This is a genomic window from Gordoniibacillus kamchatkensis, from assembly GCF_000829455.1.
GTDB lineage: Bacteria > Bacillota > Bacilli > Paenibacillales > NBRC-103111 > Gordoniibacillus > Gordoniibacillus kamchatkensis.
The window spans coordinates 141,009-162,260 of record NZ_JXAK01000005.1 but is presented as its reverse complement, the minus strand read 5'-3'; the positions used below and the strand labels follow the sequence as shown (position 1 = coordinate 162,260).

At 56.1% G+C, this 21,252-nt stretch carries 17 protein-coding genes and 1 pseudogene; 11 read left to right on the top strand and 7 right to left on the bottom strand.

From position 1 onward, the window contains the following. Nucleotides 1-472: 472 nt before the first annotated feature. The 3 genes from SD70_RS36780 to SD70_RS04760 all read left to right on the top strand — a co-directional run bounded on the left by SD70_RS36780 (nt 473) and on the right by SD70_RS04760 (nt 3,251). Complete coding sequence (locus SD70_RS36780) at nt 473-631, top strand: hypothetical protein (RefSeq protein ID WP_197080942.1); 159 nt, start codon at nt 473-475, stop codon at nt 629-631. 268 nt (nt 632-899) lie between these two features. Then, a complete protein-coding gene (locus SD70_RS04765; RefSeq protein ID WP_052487057.1) occupies nt 900-2,081 on the top strand; it encodes a DNA sulfur modification protein DndB in 1,182 nt (393 codons plus the stop codon). Next, complete coding sequence (locus tag SD70_RS04760; protein ID WP_041046118.1) at nt 2,082-3,251, top strand: DNA sulfur modification protein DndB; 1,170 nt, start codon at nt 2,082-2,084, stop codon at nt 3,249-3,251. Between the two features lie 68 nt (nt 3,252-3,319). Here the strand turns inward: SD70_RS04760 and SD70_RS04755 are convergent, their stop codons facing one another. The 3 genes from SD70_RS04755 to SD70_RS04745 form a co-directional block, all read right to left on the bottom strand. Then, the gene (locus SD70_RS04755; protein ID WP_041046158.1) at nt 3,320-3,895 is read right to left on the bottom strand and encodes a PadR family transcriptional regulator; all 576 of its coding nucleotides are present in this window, start codon (nt 3,893-3,895) and stop codon (nt 3,320-3,322) included. A gap of 9 nt (nt 3,896-3,904) precedes the next feature. Then, the gene (locus SD70_RS04750) at nt 3,905-5,449 is read right to left on the bottom strand and encodes an MDR family MFS transporter (RefSeq protein ID WP_041046116.1); all 1,545 of its coding nucleotides are present in this window, start codon (nt 5,447-5,449) and stop codon (nt 3,905-3,907) included. 163 nt (nt 5,450-5,612) lie between these two features. Next, complete coding sequence (locus SD70_RS04745) at nt 5,613-6,398, bottom strand: polysaccharide deacetylase family protein (RefSeq protein ID WP_052487056.1); 786 nt, start codon at nt 6,396-6,398, stop codon at nt 5,613-5,615. Nucleotides 6,399-6,579: 181 nt separating this feature from the next. Between SD70_RS04745 and SD70_RS04740 the strand changes: the two genes are divergently transcribed. Then, the gene (locus tag SD70_RS04740; RefSeq protein ID WP_041046115.1) at nt 6,580-7,464 is read left to right on the top strand and encodes a 5'-3' exonuclease; all 885 of its coding nucleotides are present in this window, start codon (nt 6,580-6,582) and stop codon (nt 7,462-7,464) included. 111 nt (nt 7,465-7,575) lie between these two features. Next, nucleotides 7,576-8,088 (top strand): CBO0543 family protein, encoded by a 513-nt coding sequence (locus SD70_RS04735; protein WP_041046154.1) that lies wholly within the window; start codon nt 7,576-7,578, stop codon nt 8,086-8,088. Between the two features lie 64 nt (nt 8,089-8,152). Here SD70_RS04735 and SD70_RS04730 read toward each other — a convergent pair whose 3' ends face one another. Continuing rightward, entirely contained in the window at nt 8,153-9,253 is a 1,101-nt protein-coding gene (locus tag SD70_RS04730; RefSeq protein WP_052487054.1) for a glycoside hydrolase family 88 protein, read from the bottom strand. Between the two features lie 205 nt (nt 9,254-9,458). On the opposite strand from SD70_RS04730, the gene SD70_RS04725 reads away from it, so the two are divergent. Then, nucleotides 9,459-10,523, top strand: a complete 1,065-nt coding sequence (locus SD70_RS04725) for a ThiF family adenylyltransferase (RefSeq protein WP_052487053.1) — start codon at nt 9,459-9,461, stop codon at nt 10,521-10,523. A 541-nt stretch (nt 10,524-11,064) separates the two neighbouring features. Here SD70_RS04725 and SD70_RS04720 read toward each other — a convergent pair. The 3 genes and pseudogenes from SD70_RS04720 to SD70_RS04710 form a co-directional block, all read right to left on the bottom strand. Further along, nucleotides 11,065-11,874, bottom strand: a complete 810-nt coding sequence (locus tag SD70_RS04720) for a sugar phosphate isomerase/epimerase family protein (protein WP_052487052.1) — start codon at nt 11,872-11,874, stop codon at nt 11,065-11,067. 314 nt (nt 11,875-12,188) lie between these two features. Then, nucleotides 12,189-12,452, bottom strand: coding sequence for a hypothetical protein (locus SD70_RS04715; protein ID WP_052487051.1), 264 nt, complete (start codon nt 12,450-12,452; stop codon nt 12,189-12,191). A 56-nt stretch (nt 12,453-12,508) separates the two neighbouring features. After that, nucleotides 12,509-12,801, bottom strand: a pseudogene (locus SD70_RS04710) (DUF3055 domain-containing protein). Nucleotides 12,802-13,011: 210 nt separating this feature from the next. On the opposite strand from SD70_RS04710, the gene SD70_RS04705 reads away from it, so the two are divergent. The 5 genes from SD70_RS04705 (at nt 13,012) to SD70_RS04685 (ending at nt 21,238) form a co-directional block, all read left to right on the top strand. Next, on the top strand, nt 13,012-14,007 hold the full coding sequence (locus tag SD70_RS04705) for an HRDC domain-containing protein (RefSeq protein WP_041046109.1): 996 nt from the start codon (nt 13,012-13,014) through the stop codon (nt 14,005-14,007). A 199-nt stretch (nt 14,008-14,206) separates the two neighbouring features. Then, complete coding sequence (locus SD70_RS04700; protein WP_041046107.1) at nt 14,207-16,444, top strand: helix-turn-helix domain-containing protein; 2,238 nt, start codon at nt 14,207-14,209, stop codon at nt 16,442-16,444. Nucleotides 16,445-16,788: 344 nt separating this feature from the next. Continuing rightward, complete coding sequence (locus tag SD70_RS04695) at nt 16,789-18,342, top strand: extracellular solute-binding protein (RefSeq protein WP_052487050.1); 1,554 nt, start codon at nt 16,789-16,791, stop codon at nt 18,340-18,342. A 23-nt stretch (nt 18,343-18,365) separates the two neighbouring features. Continuing rightward, a complete protein-coding gene (locus SD70_RS04690; protein ID WP_041046105.1) occupies nt 18,366-20,345 on the top strand; it encodes an acetylxylan esterase in 1,980 nt (659 codons plus the stop codon). Next, complete coding sequence (locus SD70_RS04685) at nt 20,342-21,238, top strand: ABC transporter permease (RefSeq protein ID WP_041046103.1); 897 nt, start codon at nt 20,342-20,344, stop codon at nt 21,236-21,238. The genes SD70_RS04690 and SD70_RS04685 overlap by 4 nt, the downstream gene beginning before the upstream one ends. The last annotated feature ends 14 nt before the right edge of the window (nt 21,239-21,252 follow it).

Genomic DNA, 21,252 nt, shown 5'->3' with positions numbered 1-21,252 from the left:
TGTCGCTACAAACCTCCTTCTGTTTAGCGTTAGTCTTCCGTACGAAGGCCGAGGCCGAGCTCTTCGAGCTTCTCCTGCACTTCCTCCAAGGACTTGCGCAACGCCAACAGCAACGCCAACAGCAACAGCAACAGCAACAGCAACAGCAATAGCAATAGCTGCCAACTGCAACTGCCAACAGCAACTGCCAACAGCAACTGCCAACAGCAACTGCCAACAGCAACGCAACAGCAGCAACAGCAGCAACAGCAGCAACAGCAACTGCCAACAGCAACGCTAACAGCAATAGCAGCAGCGGCAACAGCAATGGCCGCCAATCTGCCGCTAATGCCGGCGCAGTATCCCCTTTGCGGCCACTTTCTCCTTCACGTTAACAACTCGGCTCTCCCTCCGCCTTTCCGGAATAACGAATGTGCCTTTATTCCATACTACAGCGGGGAAGTACAACCAGCGACAGACGGAGGGAAGAACGATGAAGCATATCGTGGCGAAGCAGGTGGCCGAGGAAGCCGGCATTACCGAGCCTCAAGCCGAATTGGCCGTAGAAGCCGTGATCGGTTATTTGAAGACGAGGATGCCGAAAGAGACCGCGGAAGAAGTGGAAAACTTGTTTTTAGGCGCAAACGAATAAGCAGTTTCGCTGCATCGATAAATGCTCTCGTCCAAAAGGGCGATGTAAGCGTTTATCCTTGACAGCTTTTCAAGTTTCCGCCATCCTAAAGTAAGGATGGCTTTTTTTCTGGCCGGCCGCTTCCCAGATCCTGCATCCGCACGTTTCAAACGGCGCGGTTTTGTCCATACTAGCACATAATGCGGCGCGCCCGGAAAAAGATGGCAATAGCTGCTTCAAAATAGCCGTTCAACAACCGATAATGCGACAGTCAAGAAAGGAGCTTGTTATGGATTCGATTACATCCTTATCCGAGTTGCTGTCCGATCAAAGGCCCTCGTCCTACGTGGAAATTCCCGGAGCGCTGGGCTCTACGTTCGGCCAAGCGACACTGGCCGCGACACTGCCGATGAGCAAGCTGTTCTCGGTGTACGAGGTCGACCTCGAAGTGCAGCGCAACATCATTCCCCGCAATTTGTCCAAGTTGATCGATTACATCAACCTGTACTTGGACAACCGGCAGCCGATTTACTTCCCCGGGATCATTTTCTCGGCGCGGGGCGCGGGCATGTACGACGAGCGCTCGCAGGCGCTGCGGCTGAAGCCGATCGAGAAGCTGTACGTCGTCGACGGACAGCATCGACTGGCCGCTTTCCAGCGCATTATGGAAACGCTGCAAAGCCAGATGGCGCGCGCCAAAGACCGGCGCGAATACGACAAAATGGAAGAAATCGCCGAGAAGATGAGCCGGCTCTACTCGTTCCCGATCTCGGTGATGATTTATCTCGATATTAACGCCCGGCAAGAGCGCCAGCTGTTTTCCGACATCAACAAGCTGCCGCGCAAAATCGGCGGCAACCTGGCCGTGCTGCGCGACCAGCGCCGGTTCTATCACGTGATGGCTTCCAAGCTGGCCGAATCGCCGATCATGAGCCGCATCTCGGTCGACATGTTCTCGGAGCGCGGCAAGGCGCCGGACTGCCTGTTCACGTACCACCTGCTGGTGGAAATTTTGATCTCGCTGTTCGAAGGCCGGCTGAAAGCGGGCGCCCGCAACAACGGCTACCAATTTGCCGAGAGAGAGGTCGCCGAGCACGTCGGGCTCGCCGAGCTGTACGTTTCGCGCCTGCTCGACCAGTTGCCGGCACCGGCGAAAGGCGAGCTGTGCTGGTCGGAGAACGTGCAGATCGCGCTCGCGCTGTTTTTCCACGGCGAGGCGGTCAAGACGGGCACGTTCAACAAGTACGCGCTCGATTATTCGATGCGCATTTTGCCGCATATTCCTTGGAACGACATTTACCAGGGCGAAGAAAAAGACCGGCTGCCGCGCCGCTCGCGCATTATGAAGGCGTTTCAGTTTGTCAAAAGCTTCTACGACGAGAAGCACGCGCTGCTCATTCGCGACACCGACCTGTTCCTTCAGGCGGAAAAACCGTCCTTCGGCGGCGGCTTGAACGAGGAGGTGGGCTAGATGGAGGGCTTGCGGTTACGAATGTCGATTCAACCGTTTTGTGACAAGTTCGGCCTAGCGACTATCGCTATGCGGGTACAGGATCTGCTCAACTATACGGCCATCGATCCGATGGTGCAGCGCAAGCTCAGTCCGATGCAGCGCCGTAAAATCGCCAACTACTTGCAGGAGCGCGAGCTCGACCAAGTATTTTTCGGTCCGGTCACGTTGTCGCTGCGCGATGTGAGCGCGCTAGCCAAGTCAGAGGGCGACCTTTACCTCAGGCATGGCTCGAAGCTGAGCATACTGGACGGCCAGCACCGCATTCTCGCTCTCGGCTACGTCGGCGAGCAGCTCGTCAAGGAAGTGCGCCGCCACGAACGCCAAGCCGTCATGCTGAAGCTGCGGCTGCGCAAGGAGGGCGACACTCCGGAGCTGCGCGAAGAGCTGGAGCAAGTCGAAGGAACGGTGCGCCAGCTCGAGTCGCGCCGCCTCGACTTGATGGAAACGCAGCTGGCCGTGCAAATTTACATCGGCCTTACCGAGGAGGAAGAGCGCCAGCTGTTCGGCGACATCAATTCGAAGGTACAGCTTGTGTCCAAGGAGCTCGGCCACTCGTTCGATTCCGTCGACCCGCTCAACCTCGTCATTCAGCAAGTCGTCGATCACAACGTGCTGCTGCGCGGGGTAGGCGTGGAACGGCGCAATACGTTAACGGCGTTCAACAAAAATTTCACCTGCCTCAGCTGGCTATATTCCACTGCCGTTATGCTGTTCTCCGGCCGTCTGCAAATGTCTTACGAGCTGCAGCGCAAAATGCGCCAGGACATTCCGATGTACGTGGAAATTTTGCACCAGTTCTTCAATACGCTGCTGCCGATGATGCCGGAGCAGCCGGGGCTGCCGCAATTTTCGTCGTCGAGCCGGGTTATGCAGGAGAGCATCGCGCTGTACGCCAGCCGGTTTCTGTTCAAGGACGGCGAGTACAACGAAGGCTGGACGGAATGCCTGCGCATTCTTGACGGCTTCGATTGGTCGCACGATAACGAGGAGCTCGTCTACATTTTCGGCAAGCTCGACAACGGCAAGCTGAACCTCATTCACGAGAAATCGCTGCGCAAGCACGCCAAGCTCGTGCAATTTTTCATGGAAGGCACGGACGCAGCCGAAGAGATTGCACCGACCGCCTAACCGAATGCCTATGCAAAATGCCTCTGTCACTGCGGCGACCGCTGTGACAGAGGCATTTTGCTTAAGCGTTATTCATCGTCCGCATCCAAATCCCACGATTCCCCTTTGACGCCGAGCCGGCCTTCCTTCGCGTCGCGCAGTAGGCGGCGCAGCCAGCGGGCTTCGGTCTTGGCGTGCATGTAGCAGCCGGCCATCAAATGGAGCACCGATTTTGGCACGGTGCCGACGTGCTCATCATAGACGGTACGCATCCGCGCGGTCTGCTCTTCGGCCCGCTCCAGCTTGCGCTCGATCAGCTCGGCGAGCCGGGCCTGGTCGCCGTAGCGAGCGAACGGCAGGGCGCTGTACAACGGGTGTTCGATCACTTTGTTTTGGGCGAATTGCTGCATAAGCAGCTCTTGGAACAGCTTGCGGCCTTGCTCCGTAATGCGGTAGATCGTCCGGTCCGGCCGGTTCGATTCCTTGACGACGCCGACGACGTCGATGCAGCCGTCTTTTTTCAACTGATCGACCGCATAGTACAGCGAGCCGTCCCGCACCTTGATAAAATCGAGCAGACGCCGCTCTTTCACCAGTTGTCTAATTTCGTAAGGATGCATCTCCCGCTCCATGAGCAGGCCGAGGATGAGCAGCTTGAGCGACATGCCGGCCACCTACTCCGGTTGGAACGCAGGCCGTTCGCCTTGCTTTTGTCCGGGTCCGGCGGCGCCGGGCTGATCTTGACGCGTTTCGCGCAGACCGGCTTTGCCCATCAGCAGGGCGACGAGAAGGGCGGCCACCGGCAGCAGCAGCTCCCACCGGAAGACGACGATGATCGAATCGCCGAGCGCGGCGAGCATCTGCTTGAGCGCCGGGGCCGGAATTTGCGCCTGCACCTCGGGCTGCAGCAAGCCCCGGCCATCGCCGATGCGCTCTGCGAATTGCGCCGGAATGCGGCTGTGGAAGCCGCTCGTTTGCAGCACGCCGAAGACGGTGACGCCGAGCGCCGAGCCGATCGTCCGGAAAAATACGACAAGCGACGTGACCGCCCCTTTATATTGCGGCTGCACGCCGTGCAGCGCGGACATGTTGAGCACCGGGAACGAGACGCCCAGGCCGAGGCCGACGACGACCATATAGGCGGTGATGGCGAGGCTCGGCGTGTCCGCGCTCATCGTGCCGAGCAGGTACACCCCTGCAATCGAAATAATGCAGGAGGCGAGCATAATCGTGCGGTAATTGAACTTGGCTACGAAGCGGCCGCCGAAGACGGAGCTGAACACGACGCCGAGCATCATCGGCGTCATGATCGTTCCGGCCGTGCTGGCGGAGCCGCTTTTCACGCCCTGAATAAAGAGCGGAATGTACGACGCCCCGGCGATCATGACGGCGCCGTACAGGAAGCTGATGGTCTGGCTCGTGGTGAACAGCCGGCCCCGGAACAGCGACAGCTTCACGATCGGATCGGAGGCGACCTTCGCTTCTATGAACAGGAACAGCGCCATCGTGACGACGGCGGCGGCGAACAGCGACAAAATCTGCCAGGAGCCCCAGGCGTAATTTTTACCTCCGAGCTCGAGCGCGAACATAAGGCTCAGGACGGCGGCGGCCAGCGTTACGGCACCGGCGTAGTCAACCTTCTGCTTGCGGTGCTGCTTCGCCTCGTGGTAAAACGCCAGCAGCAGCGCCGTAGCGACGACCCCGATCGGCAAATTGATCAGGAATACCCACTTCCAGTTCAGATAATCGGTGAAGTATCCGCCGATGCTCGGGCCGAATACGCTGGACAAGCCGAATACCGCGCCGAACAGGCCGTTCATTTTGCCGCGCTGCTCCGGCGGGAAAATGTCGAAAATGATCGTGAAGGCGATCGGCATCAGGGCGCCGCCGCCGATGCCTTGCAGGGCGCGGTACACGATCAGCTGCGTCATGGTGCCGGCGGTGGCGCACAGCGCCGAGCCGACCATGAACAGGATGAGCCCTAACGCGAAAAACAGTTTGCGCCCGAACATGTCGGACAGCTTGCCGAATATCGGCGTGAACACGACGGTTGCGATCATGTAAGCGGAAAATACCCAGACGAACTTGTCGAGTCCGCCCAGCTCCTTGACGATAGTCGGCATCGCCGTGGAGACGATCGTCTGGTCGAGTGAAGCCATGAAAATGCTGAGCAGCAGCGCCAGCACCGTCCAGCGCGTGTTTGATTTGCGATGATCCACTTCTGGTTTCTCTCCTTCTCTATGTGGAAATGGAAAAAAATGATGCACTTCTGATTGTACTCAAATTTGAGTATATGGCAACATAAATTTTTGTAAACATGCAAAACGACCCCGGCGGACAATCCGAATCGGACTATCGCTCGGGGCGTTTTCGGGATTGCCGCTATTGCTCGGCGGGGCCACCGGTCGGTGCGGAGCGCAGCAGCTCGGATACGGTCACGAACTGGAAGTCGCGCTGCCGCAGCTCGGGCAGTATGCGCTCAAGCGCGGCGATCGTCTGGGTATGTTCCACGCGGTCGTGGAACAGCACGATGTCGCCGGGCCTGGCGTTGTCCAGCACTTTGCGGGCGATGCGCTCCACGCCGGGCCGCGACCAGTCGCGCGTATCCTGATGCCACGACCACATGACGACCTGGTAGCCCGCTTCCCGCGCGGCGTCTACGATCGTCTGGTCGTAATAGCCGCCCGGCGGCCGAAACAGCCGGCTGCGGACGCCGCCGGCCTGAGCGATGGCGCGTTCGGCATCTTCCAGCTCGCCGCGCACCGACTCGGCGGTAGGATGCCGGAACATGCGGTGATGGTACGTATGATTGCCGAGCTCGTGGCCTTCCTGCACCTCGCGGCGGATCAGCTCGGGATGGCGCAACGCCTGCACCCCCGTGACGAAAAACGTGCCTTTGGCGCCGTAGCGCTTCAATAGATCGAGGATGGCCGGCGTCTGCTCGGGATCAGGACCGTCGTCGAACGTAAGGCAAATGAGCTTCTCGCGCGTCGACGCCACTTCCCAGACGATGTCGCCGCGGTTCTCGAAATAGGCGCGGCCTTTTTTGCCTGGGGCGATGCCCTCCGCGGCGGCGGAGGCGTGCGGACTGGCTGCGGGCAAGGCCAATGCCAAAACTGCCGTAAAAACAGTCGCAATGGCTGCGCCGGAACGAAACAAGCTTGTCATGGTTGCGTGCTGCCCTCCTTGCGAATTCATTCCGGTAGCATGCCCTGCCCGGTGGGAATTCATCCCACTTGGAGCCATTCGTCCGGCGGCGGCAGGATTTTCGCGGTGCGGCGTCTAAATGATATAGGAGCTGCGAGGATTCGTCCGTTCGAGGCATTACATGTGTTTAGGAGAGAAGAAGATGACCGAATCGGTTTTGATTGTGGACGGAATGGCGCTGCTGTTCCGGGGATATTTTGCCAGCGCCTACGGAGGGTACATAAGAAGAACGAGCGCAGGCGTGCCGACTAACGCCGTATACGGCTTTACCCGCTATTTGCTTGACGCGATCCGCAAATTCAAGCCGGGCTACGTCGTCTGTTGCTGGGACACGCCGGTCAAGCCGTTTCGGACCGAACTTTACCCGGCTTACAAGGGCAACCGTCCCGAGGCTCCGGACGACTTGCTGCCGCAGTTCGGACTCGTTCGGCACGTAACCGACGGGCTGGGCATCCCGAACGTCGAGCTGCGCGGCTACGAGGCCGACGACTGCATCGGCACGCTGGCGAAGCGGTTCGCAGACGACAGGGAAGTGTATATCGTCAGCGGCGACCACGACTTGCTGCAGCTTGTCGGCCCGCGGACGCGGGTTGTGCTGCTGAAGAAAGGCTTCGGCCAATACGCTGTGTACGATCCCGAGACTTTGCTTGAGGAAAAACAGCTTCGCCCGGAGCAAATCGTCGATTTAAAAGGACTGACGGGCGATGCGAGCGACAATTATCCGGGCGTTAAGGGGATCGGCGAGAAAACGGCAGTGAAGCTGCTCCTCGAGCACGATTCGATCGACGGCATCATCGGCAATCTGGACAGCCTGAGCGGTTCCGTCCGCAAAAAAATCGAAGCCGATCTCGATATGCTGCACCTGTGCCGCGACCTGGCGACGATCCGCTGCGACGTGCCTCTCGACTGCGAGCTCGACGGGTGCCGCTGGGAGCCGGATGAGGCAGTGCTGCGCAGCAAATTTTTGGAGCTCGAGTTCGAGTCCCTGATGAAGGAAGCGAGCGGGCTGCTGGCGCGTATCGGCTAGCCGGCGCGCAAAAGCGGGCGCACTGCAAAATCGGTACGGACATCCCGCATATATTTTTGGCCGGAGGTCACAATATACAAGAAAATTTTGGACCTGACGGCGGATGATGCGATGTTCAACGTTGCGATGTGTTTGATGGACATATTTTTGGCGTGGCGCTGGGGCGATTGGCGCAACTGGACGAAGTATCAATCGACCATTTTATATTTTATTTCATGCGATTTGCTGTACAATTTTTTGACCTACAACCATCCTTTGTGGGAATACGAACCGACGCTCGTTTATCCGAATCATACGATGATGAGCCTGATTGCCATGTTTGTCGCTTATCCAAGCGTAACGCTCGTTTTTTTGGGCAAATACCCGGCCGGGCGAATCAAGCGGATTCTATGGATATGCTTCTGGGCGCTCCTGTGGACGTTCCTCGAATGGGTATCGTTCAAGGTCGGGCAATTTTCGTATCATAACGGATGGAACCTGACATGGTCGATAGTTTTCGATTTTGTTCTCTTTGCGATGCTTCGCCTTCATTTCGTGAAGCCGCTGTTGACCTATGTCCTCTCCGCCTTGATCACTATCGGGCTGCTGCTGCTTTTTGACGTATCGATTGCCGAGATGAAATAGCTTTCTCCCGCAATAAAATCAGCGTTCCGAGTCGACCGGAACGCCTGATTTTCGTTTGCCGCCGTTAGAAAAAGCGCTTCTGCCAGCCGCACAGTTTGGCCAGCGCTTCGACGTAGTAATAGTCGCCGTATATGAGCCCGACGTTCACGTTCTCATTCTTCGGTTTGTTGCCTGTGCCTTCGCTGAGGATATTGTCGCGGTCGTCCCCGAAAGAGGCGTAGCGCTCGGTGAGCGCTGTCATGATGCGCTCCGCGCTTTCGCGGTACAGCCCTGCTTCCGCCGGACCGACGAGCTGCGCGAGCTCCAGCAATCCGGATGCGGCGATCGAACCTGCGGACGTATCTTTCGGCTCGCCGGAAAGGCCTTGGTTCGGTGCGCGGAAGTCCCAGGCCGGAACGGCATCGCCCCCGAGGGCCGCAAGAAAATAGTGGGCGACCCGTTTCGCTCCTTGCAAATAGCGGTCTTGACGGCTGTAGCGGTAGACGACCGCAAGGCCGTGCAGCGCCCACGCTTGCCCCCGGCTCCAGGCCGAATCCGGGCTGTAGCCTTGTCCGCCTCTCGTTTCGGAGTAAGCGCCGGTTTCCGGATCGAAGCAGACGATGTGGCGGGCCGAGCCGTCGGCGCGGAGGAAATGCTCCAGCACGGTATCCGCATGCGCTAGAGCGACATGGCGGAAGCGCGGGTCGCCGGACTGCTCCGCGGCCCATAGCAGCAAGGACAAATTCATCGTGCAGTCGACGATCGCCCAGCCGATCATGTCGCCGTTCCAGGCGCGAATGAAGCGGCCCGCCGGATTGTAGCGGCCGGCGAGAAAATTCGCTGCGGCGAGGCCGCGCCGCTTGCCGTCGGCATCGCCGGTCAACAAATATTTGGCGACTGCGGCAGGCAGAAATTGAAAGCCGACGTCATGGTGCAGGCGGTTTTCGCGGAGAAAGCATCGCTCCAGCTTCTCGTCCCAGCTCCATGCGGCGGCGTGGAATTTATCGTCCCCCGTGCGGTCGTACATAAGCCACAGCATGCCCGGCCAGAAGCCGGACGTCCACCAGTCGTGCTCCCGGTCGTCGTACCGCCCGTCCTTCGCCGCATGCGGCGAGCGTTCGCCGATGCGGCCCGCCATGAGCGCCACTTTCGCTACGGCGCGTTCCCATACTTGTTCCCAGTTCATTTGTATGCTCCTCCTCCTAGGTCGAGATGTGCTCCATTCGTCCCAAGTATAGCACCGGCGGATTGCTGTGAATTGCGCAGATGTGTAGCCATATTGCGAAGTTTCGCGGCCGGTTGCAATCGGCGCATTGCGCCTGTAACATGATAAGCAGTGAAGAAGGCTGCTGGTTCATTTTTTTGACGCAAGAGGAAGGGGAGGGCTGGGAATGGGAGAGCCGGGGAAAGATCAGACGGGCGGAAGTGCCGTAGGCAGCGACCGCTATTCGAGACAGGAGCTGTTTGCGCGCATCGGGCCGGAGGGCCAGCGCCGGCTGCGCGGGAAGCACGCGTTCGTGCTCGGCGCCGGAGCGCTCGGCACCGGCAATGCGGAACTGCTTGTCCGCGCCGGGGTAGGGCGGCTCACGATCGTCGACAGGGATTACGTGGAGTGGAGCAACTTGCAGCGGCAGCAGCTGTATGAGGAAGCCGATGCCCGGGACAGGCTGCCGAAAGCGGCGGCCGCGCAACGCCGGCTTCAGCGCTTGAACGGGGACGTCGACGTGCGTGGCGTCGTCGCCGACGTCGGTCCTGCGGAGCTGGAAGAGCTTGCCTCGGGCGCCGACGTGCTGATTGACGCCACAGACAATTTCGACGCCCGGCTGCTGCTCAACGACTTTGCCGTGCGGCAGCGCCTGCCGTGGGTGTACGGCGCCTGTGTCGGCAGCTACGGCACGACGCTTACGATCATTCCCGGCGAGACGCCTTGCCTCAGCTGCCTGTTGGAGTCGGTGCCGCTCGGCGGAGCGACTTGCGACACCGTCGGCGTCATCGCGCCCGTCGTGCAGATGGTTGTCGCCTATCAAGGCGCCGCAGCGCTCAAGCTTCTCGTCGGCGACAGCGAGGCGTTGAACCGCAAGCTGATCTCCTTCGATTTGTGGTCGAACCAGCATACGGCTATCGACGTCTCGCGCATGAAAAGGCCCGGCTGTCCGACATGCGGCGAGCACCCGACCTACCCGCATCTGCAGCCGGAGCAGCAAACGAGGACCGCGGTGCTGTGCGGCCGCGATACGGTGCAGCTGCGGCCTCCGGCCGGTGCGGTGCGGCGGGACTTGGCGGAGCTGGCGCGCGCTTTGCGCCGCCTTGGCGCCGACGTGCAGGCGAACGAGTTCCTCGTCTCGTTCACGGCCGGTTCGCACCGGCTCGTCGTTTTCGCCGACGGGCGCGCGCTCGTGCACGGCACGAAGGACGTCGCCGAAGCGCGCAGCTTGTACCATAAATATTTAGGCTGAGCGAAAATGGCTCCCTCCCCGGCGGTGTGCTTGGGGAAGGAGCCATTTTTGACGACCCGAAATGATGGGGCAAACCGTGAAAAGACATGCCATCATTGTCAGGCTCAGGCAGGAAATAAAGAACCGGTTCGCTCTGCATCGTCTTGCGGGGCGTTATTTAGCGACGATATGACGAAATGATGGTGTAAGGACCGATTGTTCCATGTATAGCGACGAAATTTCGCATGGAGCGACCTTCGAGGCGCTGAAAACCGGTTCTGTTTATTTTGATTGAGGATCAGCGTCCGTCAAGTCGCTATTAGCGAAATCAGGGCTATATATCCACATTCAGAGCTATCCATCCGCCCCGAGTACCGGAACCAGCCTCCCCCGGCGAGGATGCACCGCAAGGAAGGCATTCCGGTTTTCTCCCGGATCATCGGTAAGGAAAGGCTGCGCTTGTGCTTATTGCGCCGGGAAGGCTTCACCGCACTCATTCCCGGTTGGCTGCGCAGCGGCAACAGCGCTCGCCGGGACCGCCCTTTGCCGATTAGCGCGCCTGTTACAGGCCCGCCGCTGCGTACACCCGCTCGAACGCCGCTTGCGAGCGCTGCGCCAACGCTTCCGGCGACTCCTGAGGCGGCGCTTGCGTCAAAATTTCCTGAGCGACGACGCCTTGATAGCCGATGTCGTGCAGCGCGCGCAGGAACCCGGCCAGGTCGATGACGCCTTCGCTGGGGTACAGCCGCCCGTTGTCGAGCGCTTCCGCCACCGGCACGTCGGGAGCGTCGTTGATGTGCACGTGGACAATTTGCTCCGGCCGCAGCTTGCGGATATCGTCTGCCGTCAGCTCGTTCGTGTACCAGTGGTACGCGTCGTACAGCAGCCCGACGTTCGGCTCGCCGATCGCGTCGATCCAGTCGAGCGTCTCCTGCGGCGTCCACAGGAACGGATTGGCCCACCTCGTGCGCAAATGGTGCGGGCCGACGAATTCCAGGCCAAGCCGGATGCCGTAAGCCCCGAGCACCTGCGCGCAAGTGCGCAGCCGGCGCGTGGCCAGCACGGCGAAATGCGCCGCCGGCAAGTCGGTCGAAGGCAGTATGTACGTGCACGAAGCCGTGCAGCCGAGAGCTGCGGCCGCCTGCGCTTCCGCCGCCAAGCCGGCGAGGCCTTGGCGGAACTTGGCTTCGTCGCCGCGCCATTCGACGGACAGGCCGATCGAGCCGATCCGCACCTTGCCTTGGCCCGTTTCCTGCAGCCAGGCGCGGGCGCCTTGTTCGCCATGGGCGGAGACCAGTTCCTTCAGCTCGCCTCCGCCTGCGTCGACGGCGTCGAAGCCGTATTCGGCCGCGAGGCGGATGAAATCGGCCAGCGGCCCGGCGTTGCCGAGCCCCGCTCGTGTAAGCCTTTTAACATAACTCCATTACCTCCCATATCGGTTCAATTTTGCACTACTGCCTATTGTACAGAAAAAAGCAGTGCGGATGCACTGCTTTTTCGCGACATCGGAAAGTATTAAGCTGCGCCTGCAATTGGACCGAATTCCGCTACTAGTCGTTAAGCTGGAGTTGTAATGACGAGCAACGTGCCTAACGTCTAGCAGTCAGCTTAACGCCGGGAAACGCGCACGTCTCGTAAAGATGGCTTGAGCCGGTTAACCTTTGCAAGCCGGTCCGTTATTTGAACTTATATGGATTCGTCGTGCGTTTCGTGGTCGCCGGGATAATTGCGCTGCATGCCTTCGTGCAGCTCGCGGTTCTCGTAGCCGTACGGATCCGGCGAACGCTGGTCCCGCCGCCACGGCGAGCTTTTGCCGAGCGACTCCACCTCGAGCGGCGTGCCGTATGGGCCTTCCGGAAATTCCTCCGGGATCAGATCGTTGCGCTGCGATTCGACCGTAGCGAGGTCGGTGCCTTCGTCCCGGTATTCTTTTTTGAAGCCGTTCTGCACGGGGAAGCTCCTCCTTTGCTGGATAGCGTTTCCTCGTTATGGTGCCCGGCCGCTCGTCAAATATCCGTAAAATTGATCGAGCCAACAATTTGCTCAAGGAACGCGTGCAGCTCGGCCGCTTCTTCCTCCGTCAGCTTGTAGGCGTATTCGAGATAGCTTCTTCCTTCAAATCGTCGGGACCGATTATGGCGCTTCGCCCGGACTGAAGGTCGATGACCATTTTTTTGCCGTAGTAGCGGTTCGTCGTCATGATCGCCAAATCGAAGCGCCGCATCGACTCGCCGAAAAAGCATACGAAGCGCGTCGACGTCTGCTCCGTAGAGTCGTACAAATATTCAAATTCAGTCATGTATGGACCTCCCGTTGATAAATGCATAGTCCGATTATATCGTAAAATATCCCGCAGCAAAAACAATTGCGCTCTTGCGCCCGCCTGCGCCTTGTGGTATTATCTGGATAATTCAAAAAGCAGAGGGGAAGCACCTCTCTTACGAGCTTAGGCCGTAGGAGAGGTGCTTTTGTTTTTTGAAGCCAATTTCGAAGACAGGGAGGAAGAACGATGAATTTGGTGTTTTTGAGCAGTTTCGAGAAGGAGACGGCGGAAGGGGCTTCGCTCGACGCGCAGGTGACGATCGGGGAGCAGCACGGCGTCTGGAGCGTCGTTTGGAACGAGCGGCTGGAGGGCGGCAAGACGGCGCAGGAGCGGTGGTTCGAAGGGACGTCGTGGGAGGCGATGCTGCAGTCGTTCCGGCAAGGGCTTCAGCAAAAATGGCTGCAAGGCTATGCGCCGCTTGTCGAAGCCATCATCGAAGGGCGCACGGAGCTTACCGGCAAAAGCCGGTTCAACGCCATGCTGCAATGCTACAGCGACAAGCATGCGAACGCCGATGCGTTTCAGAAGCTGCGCGAATGGCGGCGGGACCAGGCGAACAAAGAGGGCAAGGCTGCGTATTTGATCGCGACGAATCGGGTGCTACGGCTGCTTGCCGCCTTTCTGCCGCAAACGGTGGAGGAGCTGGCGCAAATTCCGTGGCTCGGGGAGCAGAAGGTGAAGCAGTACGCGGACGAACTGACTGGCATTGCCGCGTCATTCGAGCGCGTCACGGCATTTCCGCTTGACTGGGTGCCGGAGGCGCTCGGCGAGGCGGCATTCGACGCGTGGCTGCGCGAACAGCGGCAGCTGCGGCTGCGCGCCGAGCAGTCGCAGGAGGAGCTGAAGCGGAAGGTGCTGGAGGGCGTGGCGCGCGGCTGCGGGCTGGAGGCGCTGGCGCAGGAGCTTGGGCTGACGAGGCGGGAACTCGTGCAGCGGATCGAAACGCTGGACGAGGAAGGATACGACGTAGAACCGCTGCTGCAAGCCGAGCTCGAGCACGTCGCCGAGGACGAGCGGAGGAAGGCGTGGCGCGCTTTCGAGCTGGAGGGCGTCCGTTATTTGAAGCCGGTGCTGCACCGGATGTACAGCGAGCAGGAGCTGCGGGCGCTCGATCTTGATCGGGTGTACGAGTGGCTGCGCTTGCTGCGGCTCCAATACCGCAAAGCGAAGCTCGCGGCCTGACACTGTTTCTTTGCCCTGCGAGGAGCGCCGCGCAAAGATTCCTTTGCAAGCCTGCTTCACCGCTGCTGGCTTGGAGCGGGCTTGCATTCTAGCTGAGTTTTTTACCTGGAGCTCATATTTTGTTTTCACCCAAAACATGCTACGATCAAGATAACCCTTTACAGAATTACCCATTGCATCGCATCGAGGAGGCTTATCGATGAAAGCGCTCCAACCTCTTGTTTTTGTTAAAAACAAGACGAATTCGTTTTTTATTCGCTTGATATCCGGATTTCTGTGCATCATCGTGCTTCTTGTATCCTTCAATTTCTTTTCCATGTCCGTATCCAGGGACAACGTCCGGGAGGAGATCGTAAAGTATAATAACCTGAACCTCAAAAATACGATGGAAAGCTACGAAAAGCATTTTGAATTAATCAAAAAGGTAATGCTTGCTTTTACTTTCAATAGCGATATCGAGCAGTTCTTGAAAAATCCGAAGTACATCAAGTTTCCGGCTGTACAAAAAGAAATTCAGAAGATCGTTTCCAACGAACTGCTGTTTCTCGATAATATCGTCTTGCATATGAAAAGCGATTCGCAAATTATCGATAAAAGCACTAGCGCTGCAGCGGAGGTTATGTTTTCGACTTTTTATAAAAGCGATGATTACACGCAACAATTTTGGACCCAGCAATTTAACGAGTCTTATACGTTCAAGATCAACCCGGCCTCATCGTTTGTCGACCTGACTTTCCCCAATGCGCCGGCTCCCAAAGGAGTGCTCTTTCCGGTAATCTTGAAAACCGGCATGCAGAACGATTCCTATACCGTCGCGCTGCTCGACGCCTCCAAGATGCTTCACGCATTTCACAATTCCATCAACGAAAATTTGCTGATTATGGACGGCCGCGGACAAAGCTTGTTCGCCAATGCGAGTGTAACCCGATTCGGACAACTTCCGGTTTTTGCCGATTCCCGTAAGAGCCTGATCGTACAAAACGGCTATTATTATTTTTATATGAAGGGTCCTTCTACCGGCTTCACCTATGTGAACATCGTGCCGGTGGAGAGCATTTCCTCGCAAATGAAGATGGGTGTCGCGCTCATCTCGTTACTGGTCGTTTCGATTGCGATCAGTATGGGGACGGCGGTATTTTTTGTGATGAGAGTCAACAATCCTTTGAAAAAAGTGGTTGAATCGATTCAACATTTGAATGCACCGGGGCCTGTCCGCAGTCAAATTAAAGAGTTCGATATGATCGGCCTTCATTTGCATCAAAAAAATTCCTCGTTGAAAAATTACGCTTATATTGACAGATTAAAGAAAATCCGCAGCCAACTGCACGATTCAAAGGAATATTTCTTCTCCAATCGGCCGTTTGTTTTTATTTTGTTCGATCTCACCTACAGGGACCGTTCGGATCGAACTCAGGAGACCGAGAGCAACTGGGCTTACTATATCAGGGAGTTCGTCGACTTCAACCTGTCGCAACATTTTCGCGATACGCTGACGTTTCAAATCGAGAAAAAGCAAATTCTCAGCTATGTTTTTCTGGATCGCGTACAAGTTCAGGAGCTCATGGAGGTATTGTACCAGCTAAAGACGATATTCGACCGCGACAAAAACTTCGGGTTTATAACGATAACGGTCAGTTCCCAATATAAGCATTCGTCCGAGCTGACCAAAGCTTACGAAGAAACGTTGCACCTGCTGCAGGAGCGCTGTTTAACCGACGAGACGCAAATCATCGGCCAACGCAGGGGAAGCGGAGCGGAAGCAGGATTTTCGCCGGATGAGGAACGGGAATTCGACGTTCATTTGCGGGAAGGAAACGCTGCGGCCGTTATTCGATTGGTGCGGCACACGCTTGCGAGGATGACCAAAAAAGAAGTTTCCGCAGTGCAGGCGCTGCGGTTTGCCGGACTTGTCACGGACAAGGCGATGCGTACGTTGGCTTCGCTAAAAGTGGATACTGACCAGTTGTCCGCTCCCGTTCCTCCGGCGGAACAAATCGAACGGTGCTATACGTTTTTGGAACTGGAATCGTACCTGGAGCGCATTGTTACCCAGGCATCGGAACTTATCAAGGGAAAAAAGGAAAGCAAGGACGCGATCACTTCCTATGTTTTCGACTATGTGGAAAATCACTACGCGGAGGAAATTTATTTGGATGTACTGGCCGAGAAATTAAATATTAGCGGCGGCTATTTATCCACTTCCTTCAAGGAGAAGACGGGCATGAATTTCGTCGATTATGTGAATGAGGTAAGAGTCAGGAAGGCTCAGCGCATGCTTGCCGAACCGGGCTTCAAAATTCAGGATGTGGCCAAGAAAGTCGGTTATCAGAATATCAATTCGTTCAATCGCATGTTTAAGAAATTTTCCGGACTGACTCCGAGCGAATTCCGCAAAAAACAGCTGCTGGCATCGTACGATGACCGTAAGCCCTGTTGAAAGGAATAGCCCGACGAGGGCATTTACGCAGAAGGTTCCACATTGCCATCCGCCTCTTTGCTTCGCGGACTGCATTGCATCCTCAAGTACAAATACCCCCAACGTCTGCTTTCCTCATCTATTTGTCACCCAAACCGTTATCCGGATTTCTCTTCATATGCACACGGACTTCCGATGGGATTTTTATTGATTGTTGGTAGTTTTTTCAGGTGAAGTGAAAAAGTGAAGCATCCGTAAAAGAGGTTATTTACCGCCAGGCGTCCCCTCCTTATGATTCACGGTAAGGAGCAGTTTCCAATCCGTTCGTTCCGCAAGACGAACAAAATGAGGAAAGGGGCACATGTATGGAAAGAATGAAGCGATTCTCATTCATGCTGCTGATCGTTACGCTCGCGTTCTTTACGTTTGCAGGATGCAGCGGCAGTAAGAATGAACCGGTCCAACCGAATGCAACACCGGCAAATAGCCAATCGGGGGACGTAAAGGAACCATCCGGCGCGTCGCATTATTTGGAGAAGCCGGTCACGTTGCGAATGTTTACGCCCAGCCAACAAACGTGGCCATATAAAGCGGACTGGGCGATCTGGAATTGGATGAAGGAAAAGACGAACATTGCCGTTAAAGGGGAGATCCCGGCTGGCAATGCCGCAGATTCGCTCGCGTTAACTATCGCTTCGGGCGACCTGCCGGATTTGCTCTATATTTATCAGGGTGACGATTTAAAATACGGACAACAGGGAGCGCTTACGAATCTTGCCCCGCATTTGGCCAAAATGCCGAACGTGCAAAAGTTTTTCGCCGATAATCCCGCTACAAAAGCGAGAATAACGGCTCCCGGAGGAGAACTTTACTATATCACCAACGAGGGTGCCGGAGTTACGAATTGGAGAATTTGGTTCAACCGCGAAGACATTTTTAAAAAGCACAATTTGCAGCAGCCGAAAACCTGGGACGATCTGTACCAAGTCGCCACAGAGCTAAAGAAGCTGTACCCTGACAGCTTTCCGATCGCATTCCGGCACGGGCTCACGACTTTGGAAGTACTTGCGCCTTCTTTCGGTACGTACCCCTCTTATTATCCTGATCCTGCAACCGGAAAAGCAAAATACGGGCCGATAGAAAACAGTTTCAAAGACCTCATCACGTATCTCAACAAGTTTTACAAAGAAGGGTTGATCGCTCCGGACTGGCTTTCATGGGACTATAAAGCATGGACCCACGCTATAACGACGAACAAATCGTTTATCACCGTACAATATATCGCGCAAATGGAAATTATCAACAATCAATTGAAGGGAGCGAACATGCAGTTTATGGCTCCTCCCGCCGGAACGGGCGGCAAAGCGTATTTGCCGAACGGCAACTTTGAAACAGGAGGTCTGGCCGTCTCCTCGAAAACGAAAAATCTCGATGCCGCTTTGAAGTTTATCGACTTCCAATACTCTAAAGAGGGAATCGATTTGTTGAGCTGGGGGAAAGAAGGCGTTACCTATACGGTAGAAAGCGGACAAAGGAAGTTCAAACCGGAATATAAGGAATTTACGGATTTGCGGAAAAATCTCGGGATTATGACGACCGGAACTTATGGCGTCTTCGACACGAAATCGTTCTTGTCCATGATTGCCGAGAAAGAGCGGTATGTCTACTATGAGGCGCCTAAATACGCCTTCCCGGTACAAATTTTGACGCCTAATTTTACTCCCGATGAATTGGATCTGTTTCAAACCGTGGAAACCAACATCCGTAAGCATTACGAAGAAAACGTCTCGAAATTTATATTGGGCGACAGGCCCCTTAGCGAGTGGGATAAATTCGTCGAGGAGATCAACAAGCTCGGTGTGCAAAAGATCATCGCTATCCATCAAACTGGATGGGACCGGCAAAAAGCGAAGAAGTAACAATGGCGCGGGGGTAAGAACCGATGCATATGAAACATTATTTGAATCAAATCGCCCGGCAAATGACGGAAAAACCGCTTCCTTCCTTTGCTTCCGAAGCGGATTTTCAACGATGGCGCCGGCAAAGACAAGCGCAATTTCATCAGATGCTCGGCATCGACGTTTATTTGAACCGGCCGAGGACGCCGCTGAACGTAACAATAACGGGGACGGTCGAATGCGGAACGCACAAAATCCATGCCCTGTACTTTGAAAGTGTTCCGGGCCTTTATGTAGCGGCAAATTTATACATCCCGAGCAATCTGTCCCGTCCGGCCCCAGGCATATTGTATCTTTGCGGCCACGCGCCGAAACAAAAAATTCATTATCAGGACCATCCGCGAAAATTTGCCCAGCTTGGCTTCGTGACGTTGGCGCTCGATACGATTCAGTTGGGAGAGGTGCACGGCATCCACCATGGAACGTTCTCGTACGGGATGTTTCATTGGATCAGCAAAGGATATACGCCAGCCGCGCCGGAAGTTTGGAACGCCATACGCGGCTTGGATCTGCTGAGTAAATTGGAAGAAGTCGATCCGGACAGACTGGGGGTAACCGGCCATTCGGGGGGCGGTTCGATCAGCTGGTGGACCATTTGCGCGGATGACCGCGTGAAAGCGATGGCAACATCTAGCGGCACGGGTACGATCGCCTCCCATGTGAGGGAAAGGACGTTGGATACGCATTGCGATTGCAATTTCCCGAACAATCCGTACGGTTGGTCTTTGATCGAGGCATATGCCATAGCCGCACCCAGGCCGGTATTGATCGTATCTCCGGACAGCGATATGCACTTTAAGATTGATGCGGTCAGGCAAGTTTATGAGCGGCTGAAAGCTTTTTACACCCATTTGGGGTATGAACGCAATGCCGGGTTTATGGAGTTTCACGGTCCCCATTCCTACAGCGCGGAATCGCGGAAAGCCATCTTTTCCTGGTTTGTCACGCACCTGACGGAAGAGCACGCGGTGCCTGAAGAGATGTCCGATGTGGACGGGATAAAGGAAAGCGACGACAACCTGCTCGTGTTCCGCGGGAACGTTCCCGCGAACGATGAATCGACGTCGGTTCAAGACTGGTTTATTCCCCATGCCCGTCTGAACGAGATCAATTCCAAAGCTGAGTTGGCGGAAGAAAGGAGGAGAGCGGTCAAGCTGCTTTCGGAGGAAAGCTTCGCCGCTTTCCCCAAACAGAAACTTCCGGTGGAACTTGTCTGGGAACAAGAGCTTGAAACGAATCGCTTTTGGCTCAGGCAGTTTTCTTTCGAATCCGAGCCGGGATGGAGATTGTGGGGGGAAATAAAGGGAGAGACAGGTGCCCCGCTAGCCCCGGCTCCGGCTGCGATTTCTTTAAGGCCGCCGGGGGACGTTCGAGGGATCCGAAGTATGGAGCTGTTGCAAGGGCTGACATCGGAATGGCTGAAAGTCAGACTCGATACCCGCGGTACCGGCGATACGGCGTGGGGTTCCGAACTGAATTGGCACATACGGAGAGCCTTGGCGTTGATGGGACGAACCGTTGCCTCTATGAGAGTATGGGATGCACTGCGCGGGATTGAAGCGGTTAGAACGATGCCGGAAGTGGATGAGGAGCGCATCGTCATAGCGGGTCAAGGAGAGATGGCCGTCGTTGCCCTGTACGCGGCTTTGTTGGACGGCCGTGTGTCCGCCGTCATTGTTCGCGACCCGCCGGGCACTCACCAGGTTGCAGCCGATGCCGACGGTCGCGAAGGGATGCTTGAAATCATCAATTGCTTGCGCCACCTCGATTTGCCTCAAGCAGCAGGCCTCCTGTGGCCCATCGACATCGTCTTTATAGGGAATAGGCCGGATACGTTTCGCTGGACGGAAACGTTGTACCGCACATTGGGAGAACCAGGAGGAATTTGGCGGCTATCCTCTCTGGCCGATTGGCCGGGCAGCGAGCGCGCCGTATCCAAACGGAAAGGACACGGGCCATCATGATCAAACAAGTAATGCGGGATAAGTACTTCTTGCTTCTGCTGGCGCCCGTTCTGATTTATTACGTCATCTTCAAATATGTACCGATGTTCGGAATCGTCATTTCCTTCAAAAATTACAATTTGTTTAAGGGCATTTGGGATAGCGAATGGGTCGGGTTGAAATATTATATCCAATTTTTTACTAACCCCGATGCGTTCGAGCTCATTAGAAACACTTTTCTTCTCGGTGCCTATAAACTGCTGTTCGGTTTTCCGGCACCAATCATTTTAGCGCTGCTGTTGAACGAAGTCAGATGGTCCATCTACAAACGTTTCGTACAGACGGTAAGCTATCTTCCGCATTTTATTTCCGTCGTCGTTGTCGCCGGGATGCTTACCCTGTTTCTTTCTCCGACTATAGGATTTATCAACGATGTGATCAAAGCTTTCGGCTTTCAGCCCATTAATTTTTTAATGGAAGCCGGATGGTTTCGCACGATTTATGTAGCCTCGGGCATATGGCAGGAGGCCGGATGGGGTTCGATCATCTATCTCGCCGCACTGACAACGGTCGACCCCCAGCTGTATGAGGCGGCCGAAATCGACGGAGCGGGGCGGTGGAAGCGGATGCTTCACGTCACTTTGCCTGGAATTGCGCCGGCGATGGTCATTCTTCTCGTTTTGAATGCGGGACAAATACTGGAAATAGGATTTGAAAAAGTGTTTCTTCTGTACAATCCCGCAACCTATGAAACCGCGGATGTCATATCGACTTATGTGTACCGAACCGGGATTGTGAAAGGGAACTTCAGCTACGGTACCGCCGTTGACTTGTTTATGGGAGTGATCAGCTTTATCTTCGTCTTTTCCGCCAATTATGCGAGCCGCAGATTAGGGGAAACGAGCCTATGGTAAGGGGGAGCGCCGGC

Excerpts from the sequence above, each read along its gene's own strand:
- SD70_RS36780 (WP_197080942.1), top strand. The coding sequence starts at position 473 with ATGAAGCATATCGTGGCGAAGCAGGTGGCCGAGGAAGCCGGCATTACC.
- SD70_RS04765 (WP_052487057.1), top strand. The coding sequence starts at position 900 with ATGGATTCGATTACATCCTTATCCGAGTTGCTGTCCGATCAAAGGCCC.
- SD70_RS04760 (WP_041046118.1), top strand. The coding sequence starts at position 2,082 with ATGGAGGGCTTGCGGTTACGAATGTCGATTCAACCGTTTTGTGACAAG.
- SD70_RS04755 (WP_041046158.1), bottom strand. The coding sequence starts at position 3,895 with ATGTCGCTCAAGCTGCTCATCCTCGGCCTGCTCATGGAGCGGGAGATG.
- SD70_RS04745 (WP_052487056.1), bottom strand. The coding sequence starts at position 6,398 with ATGACAAGCTTGTTTCGTTCCGGCGCAGCCATTGCGACTGTTTTTACG.
- SD70_RS04740 (WP_041046115.1), top strand. The coding sequence starts at position 6,580 with ATGACCGAATCGGTTTTGATTGTGGACGGAATGGCGCTGCTGTTCCGG.
- SD70_RS04735 (WP_041046154.1), top strand. The coding sequence starts at position 7,576 with ATGTTCAACGTTGCGATGTGTTTGATGGACATATTTTTGGCGTGGCGC.
- SD70_RS04730 (WP_052487054.1), bottom strand. The coding sequence starts at position 9,253 with ATGAACTGGGAACAAGTATGGGAACGCGCCGTAGCGAAAGTGGCGCTC.
- SD70_RS04725 (WP_052487053.1), top strand. The coding sequence starts at position 9,459 with ATGGGAGAGCCGGGGAAAGATCAGACGGGCGGAAGTGCCGTAGGCAGC.
- SD70_RS04705 (WP_041046109.1), top strand. The coding sequence starts at position 13,012 with ATGAATTTGGTGTTTTTGAGCAGTTTCGAGAAGGAGACGGCGGAAGGG.
- SD70_RS04700 (WP_041046107.1), top strand. The coding sequence starts at position 14,207 with ATGAAAGCGCTCCAACCTCTTGTTTTTGTTAAAAACAAGACGAATTCG.
- SD70_RS04695 (WP_052487050.1), top strand. The coding sequence starts at position 16,789 with ATGGAAAGAATGAAGCGATTCTCATTCATGCTGCTGATCGTTACGCTC.
- SD70_RS04690 (WP_041046105.1), top strand. The coding sequence starts at position 18,366 with ATGCATATGAAACATTATTTGAATCAAATCGCCCGGCAAATGACGGAA.
- SD70_RS04685 (WP_041046103.1), top strand. The coding sequence starts at position 20,342 with ATGATCAAACAAGTAATGCGGGATAAGTACTTCTTGCTTCTGCTGGCG.